At 44.8% G+C, this 22,477-nt stretch carries 14 protein-coding genes and 1 pseudogene; 2 read left to right on the top strand and 13 right to left on the bottom strand.

The genetic code is table 11. The annotated features are described in order from the left end of the window. Positions 1-130: 130 nt before the first annotated feature. Positions 131-1,513, bottom strand: a complete 1,383-nt coding sequence (locus tag BA6348_RS03400) for a hypothetical protein (RefSeq protein WP_007780435.1) — start codon at positions 1,511-1,513, stop codon at positions 131-133. 200 nt (positions 1,514-1,713) lie between these two features. Further along, complete coding sequence (locus tag BA6348_RS03395) at positions 1,714-2,661, bottom strand: recombinase family protein (RefSeq protein ID WP_122952389.1); 948 nt, start codon at positions 2,659-2,661, stop codon at positions 1,714-1,716. A 164-nt stretch (positions 2,662-2,825) separates the two neighbouring features. On the opposite strand from BA6348_RS03395, the gene BA6348_RS03390 reads away from it, so the two are divergent. Next, positions 2,826-3,971 carry an IS4 family transposase gene (locus BA6348_RS03390; RefSeq protein ID WP_025845287.1) on the top strand — a complete coding sequence of 382 codons (1,146 nt, stop codon included), beginning with the start codon at positions 2,826-2,828 and terminating at the stop codon, positions 3,969-3,971. A 137-nt stretch (positions 3,972-4,108) separates the two neighbouring features. Here the strand turns inward: BA6348_RS03390 and BA6348_RS03385 are convergent, their stop codons facing one another. Continuing rightward, the gene (locus tag BA6348_RS03385; protein WP_005837104.1) at positions 4,109-4,717 is read right to left on the bottom strand and encodes a recombinase family protein; all 609 of its coding nucleotides are present in this window, start codon (positions 4,715-4,717) and stop codon (positions 4,109-4,111) included. A 494-nt stretch (positions 4,718-5,211) separates the two neighbouring features. On the opposite strand from BA6348_RS03385, the gene BA6348_RS03380 reads away from it, so the two are divergent. Then, the gene (locus BA6348_RS03380; protein ID WP_129552163.1) at positions 5,212-6,414 is read left to right on the top strand and encodes a transposase; all 1,203 of its coding nucleotides are present in this window, start codon (positions 5,212-5,214) and stop codon (positions 6,412-6,414) included. Between the two features lie 194 nt (positions 6,415-6,608). Here BA6348_RS03380 and BA6348_RS03375 read toward each other — a convergent pair whose 3' ends face one another. The 10 genes and pseudogenes from BA6348_RS03375 to BA6348_RS03330 all read right to left on the bottom strand — a co-directional run bounded on the left by BA6348_RS03375 (position 6,609) and on the right by BA6348_RS03330 (position 22,477). After that, positions 6,609-7,568 carry an IS30 family transposase gene (locus tag BA6348_RS03375; RefSeq protein ID WP_129552162.1) on the bottom strand — a complete coding sequence of 320 codons (960 nt, stop codon included), beginning with the start codon at positions 7,566-7,568 and terminating at the stop codon, positions 6,609-6,611. Between the two features lie 73 nt (positions 7,569-7,641). Then, on the bottom strand, positions 7,642-8,013 hold the full coding sequence (locus tag BA6348_RS03370; protein ID WP_005837343.1) for a hypothetical protein: 372 nt from the start codon (positions 8,011-8,013) through the stop codon (positions 7,642-7,644). 411 nt (positions 8,014-8,424) lie between these two features. Next, positions 8,425-8,961, bottom strand: a pseudogene (locus tag BA6348_RS03365) (aldo/keto reductase); the annotation flags it as partial. 44 nt (positions 8,962-9,005) lie between these two features. Continuing rightward, positions 9,006-13,352 (bottom strand): coiled-coil domain-containing protein, encoded by a 4,347-nt coding sequence (locus BA6348_RS03360; RefSeq protein WP_122953493.1) that lies wholly within the window; start codon positions 13,350-13,352, stop codon positions 9,006-9,008. A gap of 13 nt (positions 13,353-13,365) precedes the next feature. Then, positions 13,366-14,085 carry a DUF6063 family protein gene (locus BA6348_RS03355; RefSeq protein WP_005835512.1) on the bottom strand — a complete coding sequence of 240 codons (720 nt, stop codon included), beginning with the start codon at positions 14,083-14,085 and terminating at the stop codon, positions 13,366-13,368. Further along, positions 14,082-15,650 carry a hypothetical protein gene (locus BA6348_RS03350; protein ID WP_005835513.1) on the bottom strand — a complete coding sequence of 523 codons (1,569 nt, stop codon included), beginning with the start codon at positions 15,648-15,650 and terminating at the stop codon, positions 14,082-14,084. The genes BA6348_RS03355 and BA6348_RS03350 overlap by 4 nt, the downstream gene beginning before the upstream one ends. Then, positions 15,602-16,657: a Wadjet anti-phage system protein JetD domain-containing protein gene (locus tag BA6348_RS03345; RefSeq protein ID WP_005835515.1), complete on the bottom strand. Its 1,056-nt coding sequence runs from the start codon at positions 16,655-16,657 to the stop codon at positions 15,602-15,604. The genes BA6348_RS03350 and BA6348_RS03345 overlap by 49 nt, the downstream gene beginning before the upstream one ends. Before the next feature lie 539 nt (positions 16,658-17,196). Further along, on the bottom strand, positions 17,197-19,560 hold the full coding sequence (locus BA6348_RS03340; protein WP_198508392.1) for a DEAD/DEAH box helicase: 2,364 nt from the start codon (positions 19,558-19,560) through the stop codon (positions 17,197-17,199). Next, complete coding sequence (locus BA6348_RS03335) at positions 19,557-20,246, bottom strand: Hachiman antiphage defense system protein HamA (RefSeq protein ID WP_005835518.1); 690 nt, start codon at positions 20,244-20,246, stop codon at positions 19,557-19,559. Before BA6348_RS03335 ends, BA6348_RS03340 begins: the two co-directional genes overlap by 4 nt. 11 nt (positions 20,247-20,257) lie before the next feature. Next, positions 20,258-22,477: a DEAD/DEAH box helicase family protein gene (locus BA6348_RS03330; protein ID WP_005835520.1), complete on the bottom strand. Its 2,220-nt coding sequence runs from the start codon at positions 22,475-22,477 to the stop codon at positions 20,258-20,260.

The raw sequence follows: 22,477 nt of genomic DNA, 5'->3' as shown, positions 1-22,477 counted from the left end.
GTGCGAGGTAAATAAGCTTATGGTATCAGGAAATACGAATCCTTTCCTTAAAAAACGATTTGAGAGGATTAATATTTGATTCGTATGGGAGCAGCTTGCTCTCTCAGGAAAAATTATGATAGAAAACTCATTAAAAAAACCGATTCTTGAACTGTGCGAAGTTATTTTCTCCGGAGCGGACGTCACTTGGTGTCTTGGCAATAGAATGCGAATAGCGATCTTCACCCTTAATCTTAAGCTTGTAGTGTTTTCCATCATCAGTCAACTCAAACCCGAGTTTAATTAGTTCCCTTTTTCCCTGACTCGACAAGCCGCCAGACTCCGTCAGCACGGCTTTCACCTGATCGATAAACGTTTTCTTGTTGTTCGTTCGCTCGTTGGCTTCCAGAATGGATTCCAACATATTTCGGATGCGTACTGAACAGCTTCCGCTCCTGAGCTTCTCCTCAATGATGTCGAGAATAAGTTCCGCCTGCTCGTTGGCGAATAGTTCCACTTCGGCGCCTTTGAAAATCAACGGTCTCTGCTCGTCCAACTCATTTGAATACAGCATCTGCTGTATTCCCTTCAAATAATAGTTTTCTGCCTCTAGGCTCCTGACCTGTTCCCGCAGCTCCTCGTTTTCCTGCAAAGCGTACTCGATCATCCCGTTGTTTTCGGCTTCGCCTTCGCGGTACCGCTCGATCGCCCGTTGATATTGCAAGTGTTGAACGTAGGACCAGCGGTATTCGTCAGCCGTTTTCCGCGTATTCAACACTGTTTTTACGTAATTTTGGATTTTTTGATTGATGTTTTCGTCTGTGTCGTTCAACACAAATCTTCTGAAATTACGGTCTTGCCAATAGATACCGATTGAGCCATTGTACGCATTTTTTCCATCCGTCAATGCCTTCAGCATCGTTGATACCTTCGTATCCGTCTCGAAATATACATGCGCCAGTCCGGCCAGTTTCAATGCCAGCCTTCGAGGGTCCGTCAGATACGCACCGCCGGAAAACGGCTTGCTGACGTAAATGACTGGCATTGCATTGCTTTTCTGGCAGTTGATCAACGCAGCGAGCTCGGCGACGTTTTCTTCCGTGACCTCTTTGGGCCCCGCTTCGATGCGGATGCCGTCGTCAAACATCGGGCCCGTCTCCCGAATGAGCAGACTTACGATGTATGGGGTAAACGGGAGCTCAGTATAGGTCGTCACGTTGAAATGTGAACGTGACGAAACAATCGCTACCTTGAAATCAACCGCCGTTTTATACCCAACGACATCGGTTCGCCATTCGCCGTCTTCGTCTTTTCGGATATGCCGCACACCACAGTGCACGCCTTCACTTCCCGTCACATGGACGAACTCCATTATTTCCTGATCGCTCTCATACTTCAGACCATTCTGAATAGGCTGGTCGTCAAAAATCATCGTTGTATGTGGACTCCGTTGTTGCCATACCCGGCAAATATTAAGAAAGTGTTCAACCGATGTATCCGTTGAAAGTGGAAGTACGGTATTAAATCCAATCATGTTTTGACTCCTCCCCACATACATAAATATACCATGCCCCGTTTGGTGAATGGGTCCATTTAAATCTCATCTCTAATTCATTTTTTCAGCGCTTTACGTTAATGGTCAGTTTTGGAAAACCCAAGGTACACTCTCGTAATTTGTTAGAATGGCTCCTGAGTGCTCGAAACTCAAAAACTTGCCGTCACTTATGATAAGGCTCACCGCAACTCATTCTCTGGTAAAACAAATTTCGTAAAAGTATCGTCTTCCGTGAACCAGAAGACGATACTTTTGATATCCTTTCGATTTGATTCAACCTCAATGCTTTTAATAAGTGATCGTAACAACGCACGCTTCATTTCATTATCAGCAGTCTCAGATAGATTATTAAAGTCCTTTAGAGCCTCTATAATAAACTCACGACTAATCTGAAAAACTGAAGTATGAGTGGAAATAGACTTTTGGATTTGTTCAATTTGACTTCTTATTCTTTCTTCGTTTTCCAATGCACTAATCATTGTTGTATTATAAACCCGAACGTCCAAATCCCCATTCAGATAATATCCCTCAGTATCCCGTTTCAACTTTTCTACTTTTCTTAATTCTGTTTTTGCTATAGATAAGTGCACTTGCAGATCCTCAATACCTTCATTTTTTTCTGTATTCAATGCTATGCAAATATTTTCTACGATTTGAGGATTTGTAAGTAATCCCTGTATGCCCGCAAGAACCTTTTCTTCTATTAGTTCCTTCTTTATCAGATTGGAACTACAAGCGGTTATCCCCTTTGAGTGATAATTTTGGCACATGTAATAAAGATGATAGCCTTCTTTATTCCTCTTTTTGGCTTTAGTCATTACAGTCCCTGCACCACAGGAAGGACATTTTAATATTCCCGCTAAGATAAAATCACCTTTAAAATTGCTATATGTAATATTATTCCTATTCTGTTCTGCATTTATATTTTGAACTTGATTCCAAAGTTCCATCGTAATTATTGGTTGGTGTTCACCCTTGACAATGCAGTATTCTTCTTGTCTTCCCTTTCTGCGCTTTCGTTCCCATTCCCGATGTTTTCCCCATTCTATCTGCCCAGTGTATGTTGCATTCTCCAAAATTGTTTTAACGGTATTAATGCTGAAGTGATTACCTTTTTTTGTTTTCATCCCACTATTATTTAAGTAATGGGCAACACTAGCGTTGCATTAATCTTTTCCCATCATTCAAAATACACATAATCTTTGGTATTTGGTTGTCTAGGGAACAAAAAAATCCTTTACACTGGAAAGGTCAGGTAGTTCCTGTCCAAATCCAACGCAAAGGATAGCTCATGGACAAGAATACCCTATTTTCTTCATTTGGTAAATGGGTTGCACCCATCAATATTATGAAACTTCAACAACGAATTGACGAAACGGATCAAGACAAGTACGTGAAGAAGCTGACGACAAAAGCGTATCTTCTCCTATTTTTACATGCCCAACTTCAGCAACGCGAAGGGCTTCGAGCCATTGCTGACGATGTTCTATCAAAGAAATTTCAGCAAGAATTAGGACTGTCATCGATCAGCCCCGCACAGCTTAGTCGAAAAAACAATCGGGTAGAACCTGCTTTGCTTGAAGAAGTTTTTGTCGACCTTGTCCAGCAAATTCAACGCGTTTCCGGAAAAGCCTGCTCTCTTCGAAAACACATAAAGATCATTGATTCCACTACAATTGGATTATGTTTGCAAAAGTATAAGTGGGCAACCTTTCGCGAAACAAAGGCAGGAATCAAAATTCATCTTCGTCTCGTTTTCGCAAGCCAGGAGGATGTCTATCCTGAAAAGATTTCCCTAACTTGTGCCAAATCCAATGACCGCACCCAAATGGAGTCGCTGATTGATGAGATCGGAGCCATGTACGTCTTTGATCGAGGGTACGTGGATTATGAAAAGTTCGATGAGTATACCGATCAGGGCATCTTTTTTGCTTCACGTCTCAAGGATAACGCGGAAACTCGTCATTTGTATACTTTCAAAGTACCACCAGAAAGCTCCGTTTTATCCGACTCCATGATCCTTCTTGGAACGCCACAAAAACGGGTGGATAATGTGTTACGACTGATTGAAACGCATGATTCGAAAGGAAATCGTATTCGAATCATCACCAATCGGTTCGACTTAGAAGCAGAAGAATTGAGCGACATCTACCGTTGGCGCTGGCAAATAGAACTGTTTTTCAAATGGATGAAACAACACGCAAAGATCAAGACGTTCTATGGAACAAGTGAAAATGCGGTCTGGAATCAAGTTTTTCTCGCTCTCATTGCTTACTGCTTGTTGCTTCTTGTAAAGCTGGAAAGAAACAGTCAGCACAGTCTGCTGCAAATCAGTAGATGGCTCAAAGTGTTTCTCTGGCAGACCTTTGAACAATGGATAGGCAGAATGGATTACCAATCCAAACGAACATCCAGAGGGCGACAGAAAAGGAAGTAAGTGTTGTTTGTTGTTGTCGATGTTGTAATAAATGTATAAAACTACCAAATGGATAGTGGCTACCTTTTGCTTGGCTGTTCTCGTTTTTGGTTGTGAAGTTGAAAATGTCATTCAGAATAATTTGACAATAGATGGATTCATTTTTTATGCAACGCTAATGAATGGGCAATAAATTTATAACCTTTCCCTTCGGCCCTTAGATCAAATATTTTTTGAACAATTTGACTTTCAGCTGTGTTAATAACTAACTGTTTTTCCACGATATCATATCCTAGTATTATTCCCCCATTCCATTTTCCATTTTCAGCTCTTTTTTGCATTCCATTATTGACTCGATCAATAATCTGGGCTCTTTCGTATTCAGCGAATGTTGACAGTAAAGAAATAAACATGTATCCGTTCGTTGTAGAACTATCAATATCACACGTACTGACTAATAACTTTAGATCATTAGGCTTTAGATGGTGATTGATTAATGTCAAAACATCGTTGTTAGAACGAGATAATCTATCCACTTTCCAAACTGCGATTGCCTCAAATTTACCTTGTTGCATGTCTCTGAACATTTTTTGCACTGCTGGACGTTCAAAATCTTTTCCAGAATAACCATCATCTATATAAATCTCATATACAGTGTAACCTTTCCGTTCAAGATATCTGCGAACCTCATTAATTTGTCCGTCAAGAGAAAAGCCTTTTGTTTGCTCTTCTGTAGAAACCCTGACATAAATTACTGCATACCTCATATTCAATCCCCTCCTAAATGAGCCACCTCGTAAATAGATTTATTTATTTTGTTTTTGTTGTGCATATTGTTTAATGAGTTCTGCCAACAATTTTATTAATTCTTGCTTCTTAATTTCCTCAATTGTAAGTTGAACTACTGAATGATTTTTTTCCATACTATCTACTCCCCCTCGTGTTTTTTTAAACAAGGAGTGCACTACTTTGTCGAGGGAATGTTGATAAACTATATTGAAGTTTTATTGAGTCTCCTTAGTTTGTAGATGTAATATAACATGAATATCAAAAGACGAAATAAGTATGAAATAACATTTTTGATAAGCCACAACAATATTTTTTGAGATTTTTGTAAATTGCATTTTACACATGAGCCTTTTGCAGATTTCTGAGCCCTTTCGTATCAAGCACTTGAAAAGCATAAAAAAGGACTTCACCCCAAGAAGGAGAAGTTTTCAAGCAACCACACACGAAAACTTTTCGAGGAAGGTGAAGTCACTTGTATATTCTCCAGCCATCACTTTTTTCCTTTGAGGAACTGCAAAAACTTGAATCGAAAGAACGTCTGCCCTTATTTTTTTCGGTTCTGGACTTACGCCCGTACGCCAAAGAATTGAGAAGCATTACGCCCCAAGGGGCAACGGGACACAGCCGCGAAGCGATTTTACGGTCTTTGTTGGCGGCTCCTTTCGAAGGAATTTCGCAATTTACTGCTCTTCATCTGAGACTCACAAGTGATTTACGCTTTCGTTACCAGTGTGGGTTTCCCATTGATCGACCCGTTCCATCCATTGCAACGTTTAGTCGCGTATTTGCTCAAATTGTCCAGAAAAGCGTTGCCGAGAAGCTGTTTTACGACCTCGTCATGCAATGCCGTGAAGAGGGAATCATTACAGGAACGACCATTGCCATCGACAGCACGGCGATTGATGCGTATGAAAAAAAGCAACCGAAATCTCGCTGCCAAGGAACAGGAAACGCCACCTGGGGAGCCAAGTTCGACTCCTTTGGCAATAAAATCACGTGGTTCGGTTACAAAATTCATCTGGCAGTAGACGCGGACAGCGAATTGCCTGTTGCTTTAGAAGTCACTCCTGCTCACGTCAACGATGGAGACATGGCTCCTCCTCTCCTGGCACAAGTGAACAACCAAGCCAAGGAAGTGTGTAAGAATTACGTGATGGATGGTGGATACGATCATCTCAAGAACTACGAAATCGCTCATCAATACAAGGCACAGGCTATCATTCCTCTAAACCTCCGAAACGAGAAAGAGCCACCTGCTGGTTATACGTCAAACGGAACGCCTCGATGCAGCATGGGATTTGAAATGGTGTACGCAGGTGCTGACGGAACCCATCTCAAATTTCGTTGCCCGCATGTGATGGGAAAAGTAGAGTGCCCACACGGCTCAGCTTGGTGCTCTTCCTCCAACTACGGAATGGTCGTAAAAGTGAACGTCCACGATGATCTCCGCAGATTTTCTTTGCCACATCGGGACACAAAGAATTGGAAGAAGATGTATCACAAACGGACGAGTGTAGAGCGATGCAATGCCCGTTTAAAGGAAAACCTGACAGCGAATGATCTACATGTCGGTGGCATTCAAAAAGTGAAAACGTATGTGTATTTGAATGCTATCGTATTATTGGTGTCTGCTCTGGCAGGAAAGAAAGCCAAGCCATCCAAAAAAACGGCCTAAGCACTCTTTTGAAAAAAGCAGCATCGCAAAATTCTGTCCGAATGCCCATCTTGCTTTTAGGCTTTACCTTATAAAAGTGGCATTTCCCACTTTACGTACCATTAAACTTCATTTTTTAAACGAAAACCTAATTTTGCAAAAGGCTCACATAAAAAAGAAAGCAACCACTGATTGCTTTCTTAATCGACGAATTGTCAAGACAAGTGCGACAGAGCTTCCATGAATGATTCGTAAGCGGTCTTCCAACCCAGACATTTTCTTGGCCGATTGTTAATGAGCTCCAAGGCCTGAATCAGTTCCTCCTCGGAGACTTCGGCAAAATCCTTGCCTTTGGGAAAAAATTCTCGCAGAAGGCCATTTGCGTTCTCGTTCGTGCCCCTTTGCCAGGAAGAGTAGGGATCGGCAAAGTAAATGTTTACGCCATGTGCTGACTCCAGCCGTTCGTAACAGGCAAACTCTTTGCCACGGTCAACGGTAGCTGTTTGAAACGATCCTTTCGGTAACGATTCAGCAACGAAACCAAAGGCCTTTTCCATGGAAGCCGAGGTACGATCAGGCATCTTTACGGCAAGGTAAAAGCGTGTCTTGCGCTCAGCGAACGTCGCGACACACGCCTTACTTTTTCCACGGCTGGAAACAACCGTATCCCGTTCCCAATGACCAAAGCTCTCACGCTTTCGTACTTCCTTGGGTCGCTGCCGAATGGACTTTCCTACGTTGAAACGACCACGTGTTTCGATTGGTCTCCGGCGTTTCCCTTTGTGGCGTAAAACGGTGGTATCTCCTTTAACCAAAAAGCCCTGATACAGCCAGCGATACATCGTTTTAAACGACACTTTCTGTTCGGGGCATTCCTGACTCATCCGTCCGGCAATCTGCTCGGGAGACCAGGTCTGCGCCAGCTTACTGGCAATGTAATGCTCACGTTCAGGAGTCCGCTTGCCTCTGGGAACAGACCGTTCGCGACGTTTCTCGTAAACCTCATGCGCGGCTTCTGCCTGATATTCCCCTGCCTTACAACCCCGTTTTAACTCACGGGCAATGGTAGCATGATGCCGTTTGAGTTCTCTGGCAATGGCGCGGGCAGACCAACCCAAACGATGAAGGAGTGCTAGCTCACTACGCTCTGTTATGCTAAGATGTGTATAACTCATGATTGATTCTCCTGTGTAAATGGTGTTGTCGTGACTTCATTTTACACGAATCAATCATGGGCCGTTTTTTTATCTAGGTGTCGCACTTGATATTACAATCTGTCTTATTATAATCAACAAATGTCATTCCAATTGGACCTAACTTAACTAAGGTTGGTGTCTCACAACGGTCCATAATATCAATTTCACGTTTAGCCCTTGCCAATACGTCTTCCCTAATATCCTCCATTGGGGAGACCGTTAACTGTGAGTCTAGACCTAACAAGTCTTGTGGTCCCTGATCGCTTTGAACATTTGTTAAATCCAGAAATTTTATTGCGTATCTGCCTCCATCAATTAGGCAGGAGAATACGGCCTTTTGCCCACCTTTACCCAAAAACTCAATATTATCACACTCAGGACAAATGTCTTTAACTTCGTCTGCTGTTAAATCAGGTGCTCGCAAGGACCTTCCTCCCCAAAAGTAAATGGTTTCCAATATAGTCCCAGTATACTACTTTTTCTGCCATAGTTAACAGTCCTAAGTCCTATCGAGTATAATTCCTTGATATTATTAGATTTGTTAATCAAAGGAAGGCGATTAAATTGAAGAACTCAACAATATCGAAGATAATTCGATTGTGTTGAGTTCAAAAGTAGCGTGATTTTTTGTTCATGATAATTTTAATCGAAATCTCCTAATATATCTCCAGTTACCTCTAGTTCAACCTTTTGCTTTAACACTATTTGTGGTATGGTTCTCCACACTGTCGGTAACGGCAAGTTTTAGGGCCAACCCTTGCGGGATGGCCCATATCATTTGAGATCGCTTTGTTCAACTAACATTTCCCTTTAGCCATTAAGAGAAACAACTACATCATTCAACGAACATCTTAAGAGTGTCCGTCCGAAGAGCAGTTGTGTTTATTGTGTTCCCTACCAGTTGATGCGGTACATAAAGTTCTTCTAAACTCGTGATTTCTTCAGGTGTCAATTTAACCGTCCGCGCCGAAACCACATCTTCGAGATGGATGATCTCGGTCAACACGATAATCGGTGCTGTGACTTCTTCTTTTTGCAACAGCCACGCAAGTGCGATTTTTGCACGTGGAAGGCCTCGGTTAGCGGCAATTTCCGTAACTTTGCGATCAGCTTCTTCCGTTCTTGAAAACAACCCCTTTGCTACCTGGTCATTCTCGAATTACAAGGTCTGCTCATTCCAATCTCAGGTTAACCGGCCAGCAGCCAAAGGCAATACGGAGTGCCGCCAACTCCCTCATCTTTGCAAAGGCGGGAGCATTCCCCTTTCTTCTTCCCGATAGAGTAAGTTAAGTCTATTTTCCATGGAAACGAACCGTGTCCAACCATTGCGCTCCGCGACGTGCTGAGCTTTCGAGAGCTGCCATGCCAAAAGGAGTTTATCTGTAATCTGATACATCGGCTTTTGCCGTTGCACTTTTACGAGCTGGCTGAAAAGTTAACATGGATTGAGCGAAGAGCCGAAGGTGATTTGTTCTCCAACTTGCTCTGCATGATCTCGACACTTCCTGTGTGAAAGTAGCGGTTGCTGTAGACAATGTCGAAGTGGGAGACAATCCCTTCATCCCGTATTGCCGTGAGGCACACTAGTTGAACATGGTTTGCATTACACACGGCAAGGAGCGGCTCCAAGATATGATGCGAGGACGCAGAGCCGAAGGGGTTATCCGCCACAATCACTTTCCAGGATTGATCGCTCCCCGTCAGTTTCATGCGGACCGCTGACAAGAGTGAAACAAATACGGCCATATACCCAAAATATTTTTGTCCTCCGCTCCATACATGCACGTTTTCCCAAGAGTGGTGAGAAATCGGCTGGACAATATTTTCGTCGTTGAGCGGTTTCGCCACTTTGAATTCACAAGTGGAAAACGAAGATACCACCGACAGGAGCACCGACGTCCTAAGCTGGGCGTGGATGTAGGCCTCCATCTTTTGTTCCGTCTCTCCCTGCTTTTTCATGGCGGAGAGATCCTGAAGTAGTGCGTCCAGGTGGAATTTCAGCTTTTCCCACACGATCGTGTCCTCCCGCCACGGGTATACGATTTCCACGACACGCACCCGCTTGCCGTTCCAATCAATACGGGAGCGCTTTGGAATTTCCATAATGGCGTCATACATTTCTTTGACGCGAGTATGGAAACGGAAGATCATCTCTTCCCGATCTTTGGCGCGCTGCTCCAAATCCAATTCATACTTTCTTCGGTATGCTTCCACCGCCTCAAAACTTTCTTGAAACCGTGCGTTCACATACAGAAAATCGTAACGCTTGGGCGTAGCGGTTAGGGTATCAATCTGCCGAAGCATTTGGGAGACATACGCATTCGCGGAAGACTGCAGATCTTTGCGGAAGGCGTCGTACACGCTTTCAACCTTCCACTCTGCATTTCGTTTTTCCCGTTCCGCAAGAGACTCATCGTCTTTCAACCGTTTATGCTGGAATGTCCATGTAGGTCCGAACGTAAGGCGCTCTTCTTCCACCATTGGTGCAATCCCTCGGTCTTTGATCTGCGCCATTACGGTGTCGTACCCGTCCACGATTTTGTCGAGCTCGTGCCACAGGTCGTTCTGCTTCTTCTGCTCCACCTCTGCTTTTTCTCGCTGCTGGGTATTCAGGAGCATGCGCGCCTTTAGTTCAGTCACGCTCGGTGTTTCGACGGCAAGCGGATCGACTCCGTATGTGCCTGTAAATTTTTTGGTAAGAACGGCTTCCTGCTCTGACTGACGGTTGTGCTCAGTTTCGTGCCGAATATACACCGTTGAAGCTTGTTCTTTACGGTATCGAGACTCCTCCACCTCCTGCTCCCGCTCCTGCACCATCAATGGCGTGGTGTGCTCATGGTGCGCCTCCATGTCCATTATGGTATATTTCAGAAACTCGATCTGCTGCTGGGCGGATTCCATATCTGCCTTTGCTTTGTCCATGTTTTTTTGAAGCTCCGTGATGCCCAGACCGATTTGCTGTATTTCCGCACGAATTGCTACATATTCACTTTCTGCGGTCGGCAGGGGCACAAAGCAGAGGTCGTCGCTCGTGCCAAGCTCATACTGCTCTTTCTTGCTTTGAAGCATAGCCTTACTTTGGATCAGTTGGTCCCGACGCTCGCTCAATAGTTTCTCCGCTCGCTCCAGTTGTGCAAATGCATCCGTGAGAAGAGGGAGCTGTTCAGTAATTTCTTCCAAACGAATGAGGGCTTCAGTAAGCCGTGTCTCTTTCTCGGGCCAAAGCGCTGCGCGTGCCGCATAATGCTCTACATCGCGGACGAGGGTCATGAGGCTTCCTTTGTCGTGTAACCACTGTTCCATTTTTGCTCGGAGGTCATTTTGGCACGATAAGCACGCCTGCGCTTTTTCTTTGATTTCTTGAAGCACAACATTGTGCGCAGCGATTGCAGCATTAAAACCCGCCAGTTCGGATTCAAAGTCAGGGCGTGTTGGATATCGGGAAAGAAAATTGTTCCATGTAAACAATGCCCGTTGAACCGCGGCAAGGTCAGCCTTGGCTTCGGCATCTGCTGCTTCTTCCGTTTGAAGCTGAGATTCCAGTTGAAGAACCTTCTGGCGAATGACCTCTTCTTCAACGAGGGAGAGCACCTCATGTGGCTGAAATATGGAAAACGACGATGTGACCCGCACAAACGCCCCCTCATCGCCAAACGGCACATCTGACCCGAGACGTTCTAAAAGGAAGAACCAAGTCGGCAGTTCCTTAAGAGGCGCAGGGGCTCGATGCATGAGCTGCTGCACTCTCCCCCACTCTTCTTCCCGAATGAGCAGACCGAACGGCAGCAGCCGAGTGAGATGCGGGTACTGATCGCGGAACCGTTCATCCTGCGCTTTGACATATTTGACGCCGTACTCTGCAGATACCCCTCTCTCTTCGAGATAGTCGTGGACGGACATCAGTTCATCGGAAGTAATGATATGGTCCCGATTGGTATAACGGGCAATTTGTCTCCGCAGCGTGTCGACGGCATTGCGCGTTTGTTGTACGCGTGCGCTGGCTTTTTCCTCTGCGCCTTTCAGCCGAAGCGTAATGGACGTTTCCTGGTCATACAGCGAAGTATGTACACGGAACCACGGGTCAATCGCGGAAGAGGTGAGGCCCGAGAGGTGTTCAAATGCCTCTTGCTTTCGGACCACGTCCTTACGCGATTCTTCCGCCGTCTGCAGCAGTGCCAAAGTTTCTCTTTCCTCTTTGGCGATTTGCCGACCGCGGCTTTCAGCTTCGTCGAGATCGAGCCTATGCTGCTCAAATGACGCCTCACGGTCCCGATAGTTTGTTTTGAATTCCATTTCCACGCCTTTGGGGTCGAAACTCAATTTGGGCCCGATGATCGGTAGCAGCCTCTCGCGCTCCGCTTCCGTTTCTTCCACCCAGGTTTCGAGCTCCTCCCGCACAGCATCTAGCCTAGCCTGCTCCACCGAAAGCTTTTGCCGTTGCAGGGCGTTTTCCCGCTGGCATTCCTTGTTTTCCTGGATGGAAGCCTCCACCTCATCCGATTGGGACTGGGTACCGCGAAGTTCCCTTGCGATTGCTTGCTCGAACTGCGTCTTTTTTCTGAGATACATCTCCAGCTGCTCATCATGTTCTGCTTTGCGGGCCTGCATTTGGACCTCGGCACCCCGGTAATCGCCTTGCGCCTTCTGGTATGCCTGAAAGTAAAGATTGCCTCGGGCAAACCGATACGCATCTTCGGCTGCCTGCAAATTCTGCTCTTGCTGGCGGAGGCGTTCCTTTGCTGATTCCATATCGCGCTGGAGAGACTCAGTTTTCCCATGTTCCATCTGGATCTGCTGTGCATGCTGCAGGCGCTCCAATTCCATGGACTCGCTTTGATTGGAGGCGAGATCGTGCTCCAGTTTCTCAAGTAGGTTTGCAACGTCCTCCTTTGCCTTCGACACAGCGGTAAGCCATCGCTGCTTGCGGTCCACAGCGCCTTGGTACGCGGCCGCATAGAGGTGCAGAGTTTCGAGCTCAGCAAGCAAACGCTTGGCATGAGTCTCAATTTTCTCCGCTTCTTCGAGATTGTTCTTGATCTGTGGGATTTCCATCAGATTTTTTTGGAACACCCCAAAGCTTTGAATGAGGCTTTTTTTTGCTTCCTCCGTTGCATAGATAGCATCCTCCAGCGTCGGAACGATGAGGCGTTCCATAAGCATTTCCACAGATTTTGCATTTTCAAAGTATTTGTCCATGGAAGACTCGCGGCCGTTTACCTCTTGGATGCTTTTCCACTCCTGGGAGTGGATCCCGTACTTTCCAAGATGGATGGCATAATCTCCGTTATTTTCGGGGAGATACACCTGCCACTCGGTCTGGTTTTTAAGGAACCGCCGCAACTCATGAAATCCCATCACACTCCGATGCTCCGAAACAAACGGAAGGGATGAGATATTAAAGTTGTCCCGAGGACCATACTCGTAGACATAGTTAAAATATTGAAGCTCGTGCTTCGAATCCACGCTGTTATAAAAACAGAACCCTGTACACACGTACCGCTCCAAAACCCCGTCGATCCTCCATTCAACCGCAATATGCCCCGTGCTTTTCGTCTGCACCACATCTTTGTAATGGCGGGATCCGAGCATGACGTTCGGAAGCACTGTTTGCAGGACGGATTGGATCCAGCTCGTTTTGCCGCCTCCGTTCTCCAGAATGTAGAGCGCGTGAAGTGCTAAAAAAACGTAAGTTTGATCGGGTATGACCCTCGTGCCGTTTTCGAGCTTAATATTTGCCAGACGAACCCGGTGCATGGATGGCATCTCTTTTCCTCCTTTACGCGAGAAGATTGGTGATGTATTCTTTCCGCTCCAGCATGCCGTAATGTTTGCTCATGATGGCGGACCACTTTTCGGTTGGAGCCAGTTCGCGTTCGTCATAAAACTGCACCAAACCTTCCTCCTGCAGATGCTGCGCGACTTTTTTAAGGAAAGAGATTTTCTCGCTGCGGCTCGCCCGATAAGTTTCTGCGCCTTCTTTCAACCGCATGCGGTGCCATTTTTCGACGATTCCCGTAATGTTGATTTCCGTCTGCAGTTCCTGGGCCTCAAGCTCCTCTTTGCGTCCTGTGAGGTACTCCTGCGTCCATTTTTCGATGTTACGGTCCACCTCATGGAACCATTCGCTTAGGCCGATGACCGCACGTGTCGGCCTGCTATGAGCTGAAGAATTGTAGAATACGGAACCAAGCACCATGGCGCAAAAATCCGCTAGATGCAGTTCGTCTTGATCCCGTAATTTCATGGCTTCTCGGCGAACCTGATCACTTTTGTAGATGAGGGACTGTGCGTCGGAGGGTACGACGTACAGCACCTCATCTTCTTGAAATACATGCACGCGGAACACAGGCTGAAACACGTCGAGAATGACCTCTTTTACGTCGGTTTCTTGATACATGCGAAACTCCGCTTCGCCGATCCCGACACGGCCCTGCAACATGGCCCTTTTTAGCACAAGGCATGCTTTTTCGAGTGCGTCCCTGCTATATTGGCTCATAAATCCACCTCCTCTCCATGCCATGTGTTGTATTGAGGTTCGCGCTCAATGGTGCAAAATTCAAACTCCGCAACTTCAATCCCGTTTGGAAGGCGAACCGTTTTTTCTCCTATGGGTACCATTTCAAAGGATCGAAACGCCTGCTCCATATCGTACGTCAAGGCATCAGAGATGCCGCGGTAGTATAGCGGAAGGCTTGCAACGATGCTGTCATCCAGCCCCAAAAGCACTTCCTTTTCCTGAAATAAAAACAGAAGGAAGGAGATGAACGAAGGTTGTTGCATATTGTCGGCAAGTTCGGGGTCCGCGCGGTGAAGCAGTTCTGAGTAGGAACATCGCCCCTGTTGAAGGAGAATGAAGAATAAGAAGCGGAAGAACCTTGCGTACAGCTCCCTTCGTGCCTCACGCTCCTCCTTCTCCCTTCGCTCGATTTCTTCCACCATTTCGGGATCAAGCAATTCCAGCGTCTCCTTTATGTGCTCTTTTCGTTTCTGTTTTTTCTGCGGTCCGTAAAACTGGTTGGCCATCAGCCAGCGCGGCACCTTCGGATGAAACAGCGGTAGCAGAAATTCTCGGGCCTTAGCAAAGCGTTCGGGCTTTTCGGTGAGGGGTGCAAGCAATTCCTGTTCGATGTTCAGGGTTGTTGAAAACACACTAAACACCCGCTCGGTAATGAGTTCGGTTAACAGGAATTGAAGACGCTGCTGCATTTCAAACAAGGAATCGTGTTTTGTAGTCGAGGCGTGGAGACGGCGCTGCACTTCGTACGCTTTTTGCAGCGTCATGCGCTCCCGATCGGACAAATTGTCATTTTCATGCCGACGAATCGAATCTTTCGAGATTTTCATCAGATCCGCGAATACTTCTTTTTCCCTTGCAAATTGCTCGGCGTTTTTTTGCAGCTGTTTTTCCCAGAGCGCCTTACGTGAAAAATCGAGCACATCACGACGCATGTCCCACTCAAGATGTTCCATTTCTCCGAGCTTCGTTCGGATGGACAAATTCAGCTCATCGATCGTTCGGAGCGCACCGTCAAACACGCCTTTTTGAATCTGCTGCCGCAGGAACAACTGGGTAATCGAAATTTGGTATTCAATGAACATTTCTTTCGTCTTAAACAGCATGTCGATGCAGGCATTAGACAGCACAAGCCGCATTTTCTTTTCTTTCAATTGTTCAAAACTTGGTTTTTCTGTTTCAAGCAGGTCCCAATAGACTGTCTCTTCCTGCAATGTCTCAAAATTGAAATATGTAAATTCCAACTTTCTGCCTTGATTCCGGAGATGATTATAGATGAGGTCGACGATCGCGTCGTACACCTCTTTGTAGGAAAGATTCTGGTCCGCCCACTGTTCATGGAAGAATTTCACAATATCGTCGTACGTATTTTTCTTCCCGTAGGTGAGCATATTCTCGAGCAGGTACAAGATAATCCCAAGAGCAACATCAAACCCTCTCATATGGAGACAAGAGCGCTTTTCAAGGGCGAACAACACCTGAAAAGGCGCCATGTTTTTCACTCGCTGCGCGTATCCTTGAAATACGTTGGATGCTTGCAGTGCCATGTAATCAGCTCCTCCTTTGAAATGGCTTCTTGGGGAATTCGAAGCCCCTGAGAGAACAACCGTTCAATTGCCGATCGTTCGTCAGTGCTCAAGTACTGAAGCAAAGGCGCTTTTACGGGCGGCTTCGCGAGCCGACGGGATGATTCATTCGGCACCGCTTCACGCATCTCCAGCATCTTTTGATACATCGGCACAAACGGCCGAAGGAGAAACGGGTATTCGCTCGCTAATTTATCGTAGATCCAGATGCCTTTTGGATCGAGGTCGCCGATATAGTAAAAGACGATGTCATCGGTACAGGACGGCCACACTTCCCGTGCAAATGCAAAACTGCGGTGAATCTTATCCCCTTCCCCATAGATCACCGCTTCGAAAGGAATACCGAACAGCGCGCGGTGTTCCCCGATCCATCCTTTGCAGGTGTGGAACGTGTCTTTGTTTTCGACAATCAACGCATTTTTTGGTGTTGGGTCCCACGACAAGTAGAAGAAGGGTTCATTGGTTTCCTCGCAGTGCAGGTCTGAAAGCGTGATGCCGAGCCGTTGCAGTACAGGCTTTCCTTTTTGGACAAGCCATTTTTCGTCATGAAAGAGTTTTAGAGACCGCTCATTTGCCGTGATCACGGTAGGATGGAGAGACCGATCGTGCAAAAATGCTGATATAGCATGAATGTAACGCCGATCCTGTTCCCAGAGAGCAGCATTGTGGTAATATGACTTAAGGGATAGGGCCCAATGCAAGGCGTAGAATTCGCTTTTCTCTGGTGCCTCGGTGCGAGGAATGACTGCGTACTTTGCGTGAAGAGACGGAAATCCAAACATTGCTTTCCCGACAGGCTTAACGTGGTGCTCCGCAATGAGTTCTGTCATAGCGGCGTGGAAGACGGAGTACCCTCCCAATTCGTAGTAGCGCTCCCCCATTACTCCTTTGACGTATTTTTCCGTTTCAACGACGGAAAAGCGTTTTGTCGTCAGACCGCCGATAAAATCTCGAATGATAGATTTCATCATAAGACTCCTCTATGATTTCTACTCTATCATTCTTCACCTTTTGTCCTAGGAACATACTGTCAGTTTTACACCTTAATAAAAAAAGACCCTCGGCAATTTTGGGTCCAAATCTCACATATTACTATTCTTACTATAGAGTACTCGGAAAAATATGCGTCATTTATGATATGGCTCACCGCATTGTACGTTACGGGAAGTTAACCTAGATAAAGAGGAGATTCCGAAAATTCCCTCTCTTTGTTGTAACAACCATTGTAAGTCCCTCCCAAGTCAACAAGTTACTTGATGTTACAGCTTATGTGCATGACTTGTGGCAACGGTCTTGTAGTCATTTTGTCTACAAATTTTTCAGCACAACGAGTCCCCATATCTCCTGTCTACAAACAAACAAAAACCCGACTCATGATGTCGGGTTTCTCGTGGTGGAGACAGAAGAGTCCAACCCCTAACCTCATCTCTGCCAACGATGCGCCCTCTCGCATGAGAGGTTTTACTACAAAGTTGGAGTAGAAAAAACAGTTTCATCCATGACATGATTAGGATTCAGGTTGTCCTTTATTATCTGTTGAATAATGAAACCTTTCCAGCACAGCGAGTTGGTCTTCGGTTAATTCGTCATATTTTTCATTAAAGACAATTTCTTGTTCATCAATCGACTCTATACAAGGTGCCGCCCATTCGATATCCTCAAATGTTAAACCATATCTAAGCATCCAGATTTCACGCTCGACATCCGTACCATAGCGGATATATTTTGCCAACCGTAAAGCTCGAGGGTCTTTTGACAATTCATAATATTGATGGAAAATAGCATAAAAAATATCTGCTAGCTTAAAACCAATCAGTTTATCCAAATAATCATAAGTATCATAGATTATTCGGTCGTAATCCACCTTTTCGGCGGGTGTACCACCAAATAACGAGTAGTTATGAAGTTTCATATCAGGTATGTCGGCATATTCGCGAAGAAACTGGGACTTTAGTTTGCTTTTCTCCTCATCATTTCCCTGCCTGTCCAGCGCATCTCTGTCTTTCTTCCTTGAAGCATAGTCATATCGATATTGGCAGATAAGACTAAACGTTTTCTTGTAAACTCTCCAGAGCATGATTTTTATTGCTTGGTTCAGAATGCTTTTTTCTGCGGCAGTTAACTCCCTGCCTAAATACATTTGGTATAACGAATAGAAATCCTGGTACATAGCCTTTCTGTCGTTGATTTCTTCATTGTCCCACCTCGGGTAGATTAAAGAGCCATCCTCGTTGAACATGATATCAAGTAAAGTTGGAATTATTTCTGTAATATCATCGCTTGCCAGTTTTTCCACATCATTGTTCGTCAAGTTATACTCATCATTAAACTGGTCAGTTTTTATTGCTTCCTTGAACTCCTCATATTTTGGGTCTAATCCCTCATTTTCTTTATCCAAATGTGATTTTTCAGAAATATTCTCCGACTTTGTTATCACGAAGCGAAAAGGGCTCATATTATTTTTTTTGACTATAGCTGCTCCAAAATCAAATACATCATTCGGCGTTGACCGACCGGCTCTTCCGATAAGATTTTTAACTGAAAGAGGCTTGCTTCTTTCAAACCGGTCGAGATATACAACATCGAAAGGCATGTTAATCCCTTGCTCCAACGTAGATGTCGCAAAGCAAATGCGGCAAAATCCTTGTTGAGTGAAATGTTCTAATATGAGTCTAGCTCGGAGAGGGATGGAGCCATGATGCACTACGATGCCACGCTTCAGGTATTCGAGCGTTTTTGAAATATAATTTTCGTTCTTGCCATTTGATGCTCCAACATATTCCCGCATTTTTTCAACTAACTCAAGTGCCGCTGGATCAGAGATTGGCTGACATAGGTCAATGTACTTTTTAAATCCTGAATACACCTGTTCGTTATAAATATGCTGTTTTGGAACATAAATAAGTATACTCCCGCCATCCTTAATTGCTTTCTCGATTGGGTCGAACCGAGCCTTTATTTTCCTATCTCCCATCACGTTCTTGTCGATGCCGAAGTGATGGAACTCTCCAGTAGAGGTATCATGAGTGTAAAATATCTGTCCAACATTTTTCTGCTCGTACTGCAAGGCTGCGGCATTTTCATCAATGTCAACATGATTTTTCTTAAGCTGGGCTTCGGGATTGGCTATAAACGGATGGGCAAAAATACATTTCGCAAATGGAAACGCTTTCTGAACACGTCTCACGATACTGTCAAAATAAAGTCCGCGCACAGATTCTTCGTCACTCAGCTGGGCTTCGTCAAACAAAACAAGCCCGATGTTGAGCTTGTCTTTTAGCTTGAACAACTCTCTTGCGCGTTCGGGCGTGAGGATGAACACATTTCTCTTGGCGTGTTTTATGTTTATGATGTCGACGAAGGTAAGTATGTTAACTGCCTTGTCATCGATAATATCATGAACTCTGTCATAATACTCATTTATCAAGGCTCGTGACGGTACAACGACAGCAACGTCATAATCGGCATCTTTTATCAAACTACGGAACACGAATGATTTCCCCGTACTTGTTGGAGCAGAGAAACTGAACGTCTGCATCTTGCGAATTTTCTTCAGGATATCCGCCTGTACGGGCGTATATTCTTCACCGAACTCTGCTTGTATGTATTTTCCATAATCAGAAAAAATGAGACTTATAAATGATTCAACTTTTGGCTTTTTGAAAAACAAGCCCATCATCTCAACAACATCATCCTCATGCTCTGCAAAGAAACTCGGCTGAAACAGTTTCAAGTAAGAGAGGATCTCAAGCACGGAAATATTGACGGAACCCTCTTTGAAGAGACGTTCCCTTGCATAAGCAAAATGCTCACCCAGATTTTCCCCATCTCGAATCTCAGCTATCCGGTTTTTCGATTCTGTAGCCATCATATATTCACCGCCACTATTACTATCTCCTCGTGCCTTGATACCTCCCCGAAATTGGTATGCTCTAAAATGTTGGCTATTAAGGTATCGCTTGATGTGGATTTTGCTGAAAACGCAATTGCAAAGCCTTTAAACCCGCTGTTCGCTCTGGTTAGAGCTTCTTGGGTACAGAAAGGATGTAAGTCTACGATTTGCTTAATGTCTTTTTTATCCGTTATAAACTGATATACTTGCTTGATTGCTGAATCGTATGCACTCTGCCGAGAATTATATTTTGCTTCTCCGAAAATGACTGTGTGCGTACAGTTATTCTGACTGTGAAAATCAAATCCGGGATTGCCCGAGACTTTCATACCGAGCAACTCGGCAAGGGGAATATCTAGATAGTTCATCTTACTTATTAGGGATTCTCTAGCTAACTCAGATACCACATATTCTCCTGCTTCTTTGGTTACTTTGTCATCTGAAGAATCAGCAATTTTTTTCCGTATGTCGGCAATTGTTTCGTTGGCTCGCAGACTAAAGCTGTCTTTCATATAGTCCTGATCGAAACGGCTGAGCCACGATAAATCCATCAAGGCCTTAATGATTGCAGAAAGCGTATCTTGCAGATTTTCTGGATCAATACGTATGAAGGTAATACTGCAGGTACCTGTATGTTGTATGGGTTTGCATTCAATAACCTTCACCGCTATGCCCCCTAACTTATAATATCTCTCAGGAGCGACCAGGACGCACTTGACACATCATCGCTGTATTCCTCCATACAGATACAAAGCTCATCACTTTTTTTATCCTCGCGAACGAAGCCACCCTTCAGGTTGTACTTATCGATGTATGCTTTGAGAACAGCAAATTTGCGCGGTGAGAACTTGTCGATATCTTCGCTGTTGCCATACTTATCAAATCCGCCCTTTGTTTCGATAATCCAAATCTCTCCATTGACGCAAACAACGTAATCAGGGAAAAACACCCGAGCTTTGCCGTAGGCATCTTCATAAACAATGGATAAATATTCTGCTCCCTTATCGCCGTTCTTATAAACCCACTGAACGCTTGCCGCCGATTCACAATATTTCTCAAATTTCTTTTCAGAGGATGACCGTGGTGCGGCGGATGACAAATAGCCTTCATACACGCTTTTTAATAACACCCTCTGTGATTTTTCAGTTGCGTCATAGGTGAACAGACATTCACGAGGTAACCAGAAGTCTTTTTTCGTTGTTTTATCTGACAATGCATTAAATTCAAGGTGCAGTTGATCACCTAGTTCAGATGCCGCATTTCTTACAGCGTTTTTGAGCAATTCGCGGTTATTAAGCACAAATGCGTAAAGCTCTCGGTTCTCTAGCAGGAGAATTTGATTGATATTTGGCTTCTTCCCAGCAGTCCTAACGAACAAACGACGGAAGATCGCGTTTAGATCTTCGTATTTCAAGCCGACGCGCAGGGAGATTTCCCCTACAATATGATGATATTCCCTACCATGAATGGTTGTATTAATAGGAGCCTGAATATACGTCATTTTAAGGTCTTTGTAGCTGCTTCTATCACCGGCTGCAATAATCTTATTTTCTTCGGTCACATATTGGCGCACATAATTTGAAATGAGAAAATCGTTAGCCTCTAGGCGCTTTTTGTTCTCGATAGTTCTTGTATCGATATTATAGTGTTTTTTGAAGTACGCATATATTGTCTGGAGTATTTGACGCTGATCACGTGAAAACGCAATTCCAGACACCTGTTCGCAGACCAGTTTAACTGACTTAAGAGATTCCTTTAGATGCAAGTTAGCTGCCTCCAGCGCACCCTTTCCAAGACTCATCTTAACGCTTTCGGTAAACTTTTCATCCATGGTATACAGGTAACAACTGTCGAGAAGCGGTTCATCATAATGCTTCCCCTCCGGCATACGCCGGATCCGCCCAATCGTCTGAATCTCGAAAGTCTCGCTCATATGGTCGCGGAGCTTAACAAGGATATGTGCCCTCGGGCAATCCCAGCCAGTAGCGATTGCCTGTTTAATAATGATAGCGACGGGCTTAGCTGTCGGTTCTTCGATGCCTGCGGTATTCTCATGACGTTCGGCAAGGCGAACAGCAAGAAGTCCGTTTTCGTAGGTTATCTCTTTAGAGGCAAACCATCTCTCCACGCCATCCAAAAGAACATCGTTTTTATTCGGCAATTGCACGACAATAAGAGGGTTAACGTTCGCGCCATGGGAAGCAAACGAAGAATATAGCTTCCGCTGCTTTTCAAGAGCCTTAGTTAGCAGATAATCAATCTGGTCTACAACTTCATCTCCCTGCTTCACACCCTCATTTATGATTAGGACTTTCTTTATCAATTCAGCAGCGATAACCTCGGCTTCCGGGACAATAATCCATGTCGCGTCGGTATAATTTTTTGGGGTAGCAGAGGCACGGATAATTTTATCTGTCTGAAAATATTCAATGATTTCCTTGCCCTTAATCGTATCTCCCTCATGGCTTTCATCGACAATGATTTTGAACGACAAGTCGTCGTTAAATGCCTTTTCGATATGTTCAAGAAAGTTTGTACGTTCGCCGTCTTTCAGGGCGTTGTTGCTTTTCTTATTGAGTGTTTCCCAATTGATGAAGCAAACGTCGTTTGCTTCAAAGCCAGTCGTCATGATATCGACGAGGGTCTTCGTCTGAGCTCCATGAATATATTTATCCATCTTTCGCTTGCTCTGAACTTCAAGATCTCCCTTTCCTGGAGTAAGCCAGATGAAGACAGTCTTATCAAAACACTTCAAGTACTCATCCATAAAAAATGTGAGAATGATAGTCTTGCCGCTACCAGTGCAGCTTTTTAAGATGATCTCACGTTTATCGCCCTTCATAGCGTCCATAAGGTCAGCGATTGCCTTCAGTTGAAAATCTGCTGGTATACTCAT

This window comes from Brevibacillus agri (assembly GCF_004117055.1).
Lineage (GTDB): Bacteria > Bacillota > Bacilli > Brevibacillales > Brevibacillaceae > Brevibacillus > Brevibacillus agri.
The sequence above is the reverse complement of the archived record's forward strand: the minus strand, read 5'-3'. Positions and strand labels throughout refer to the sequence as shown.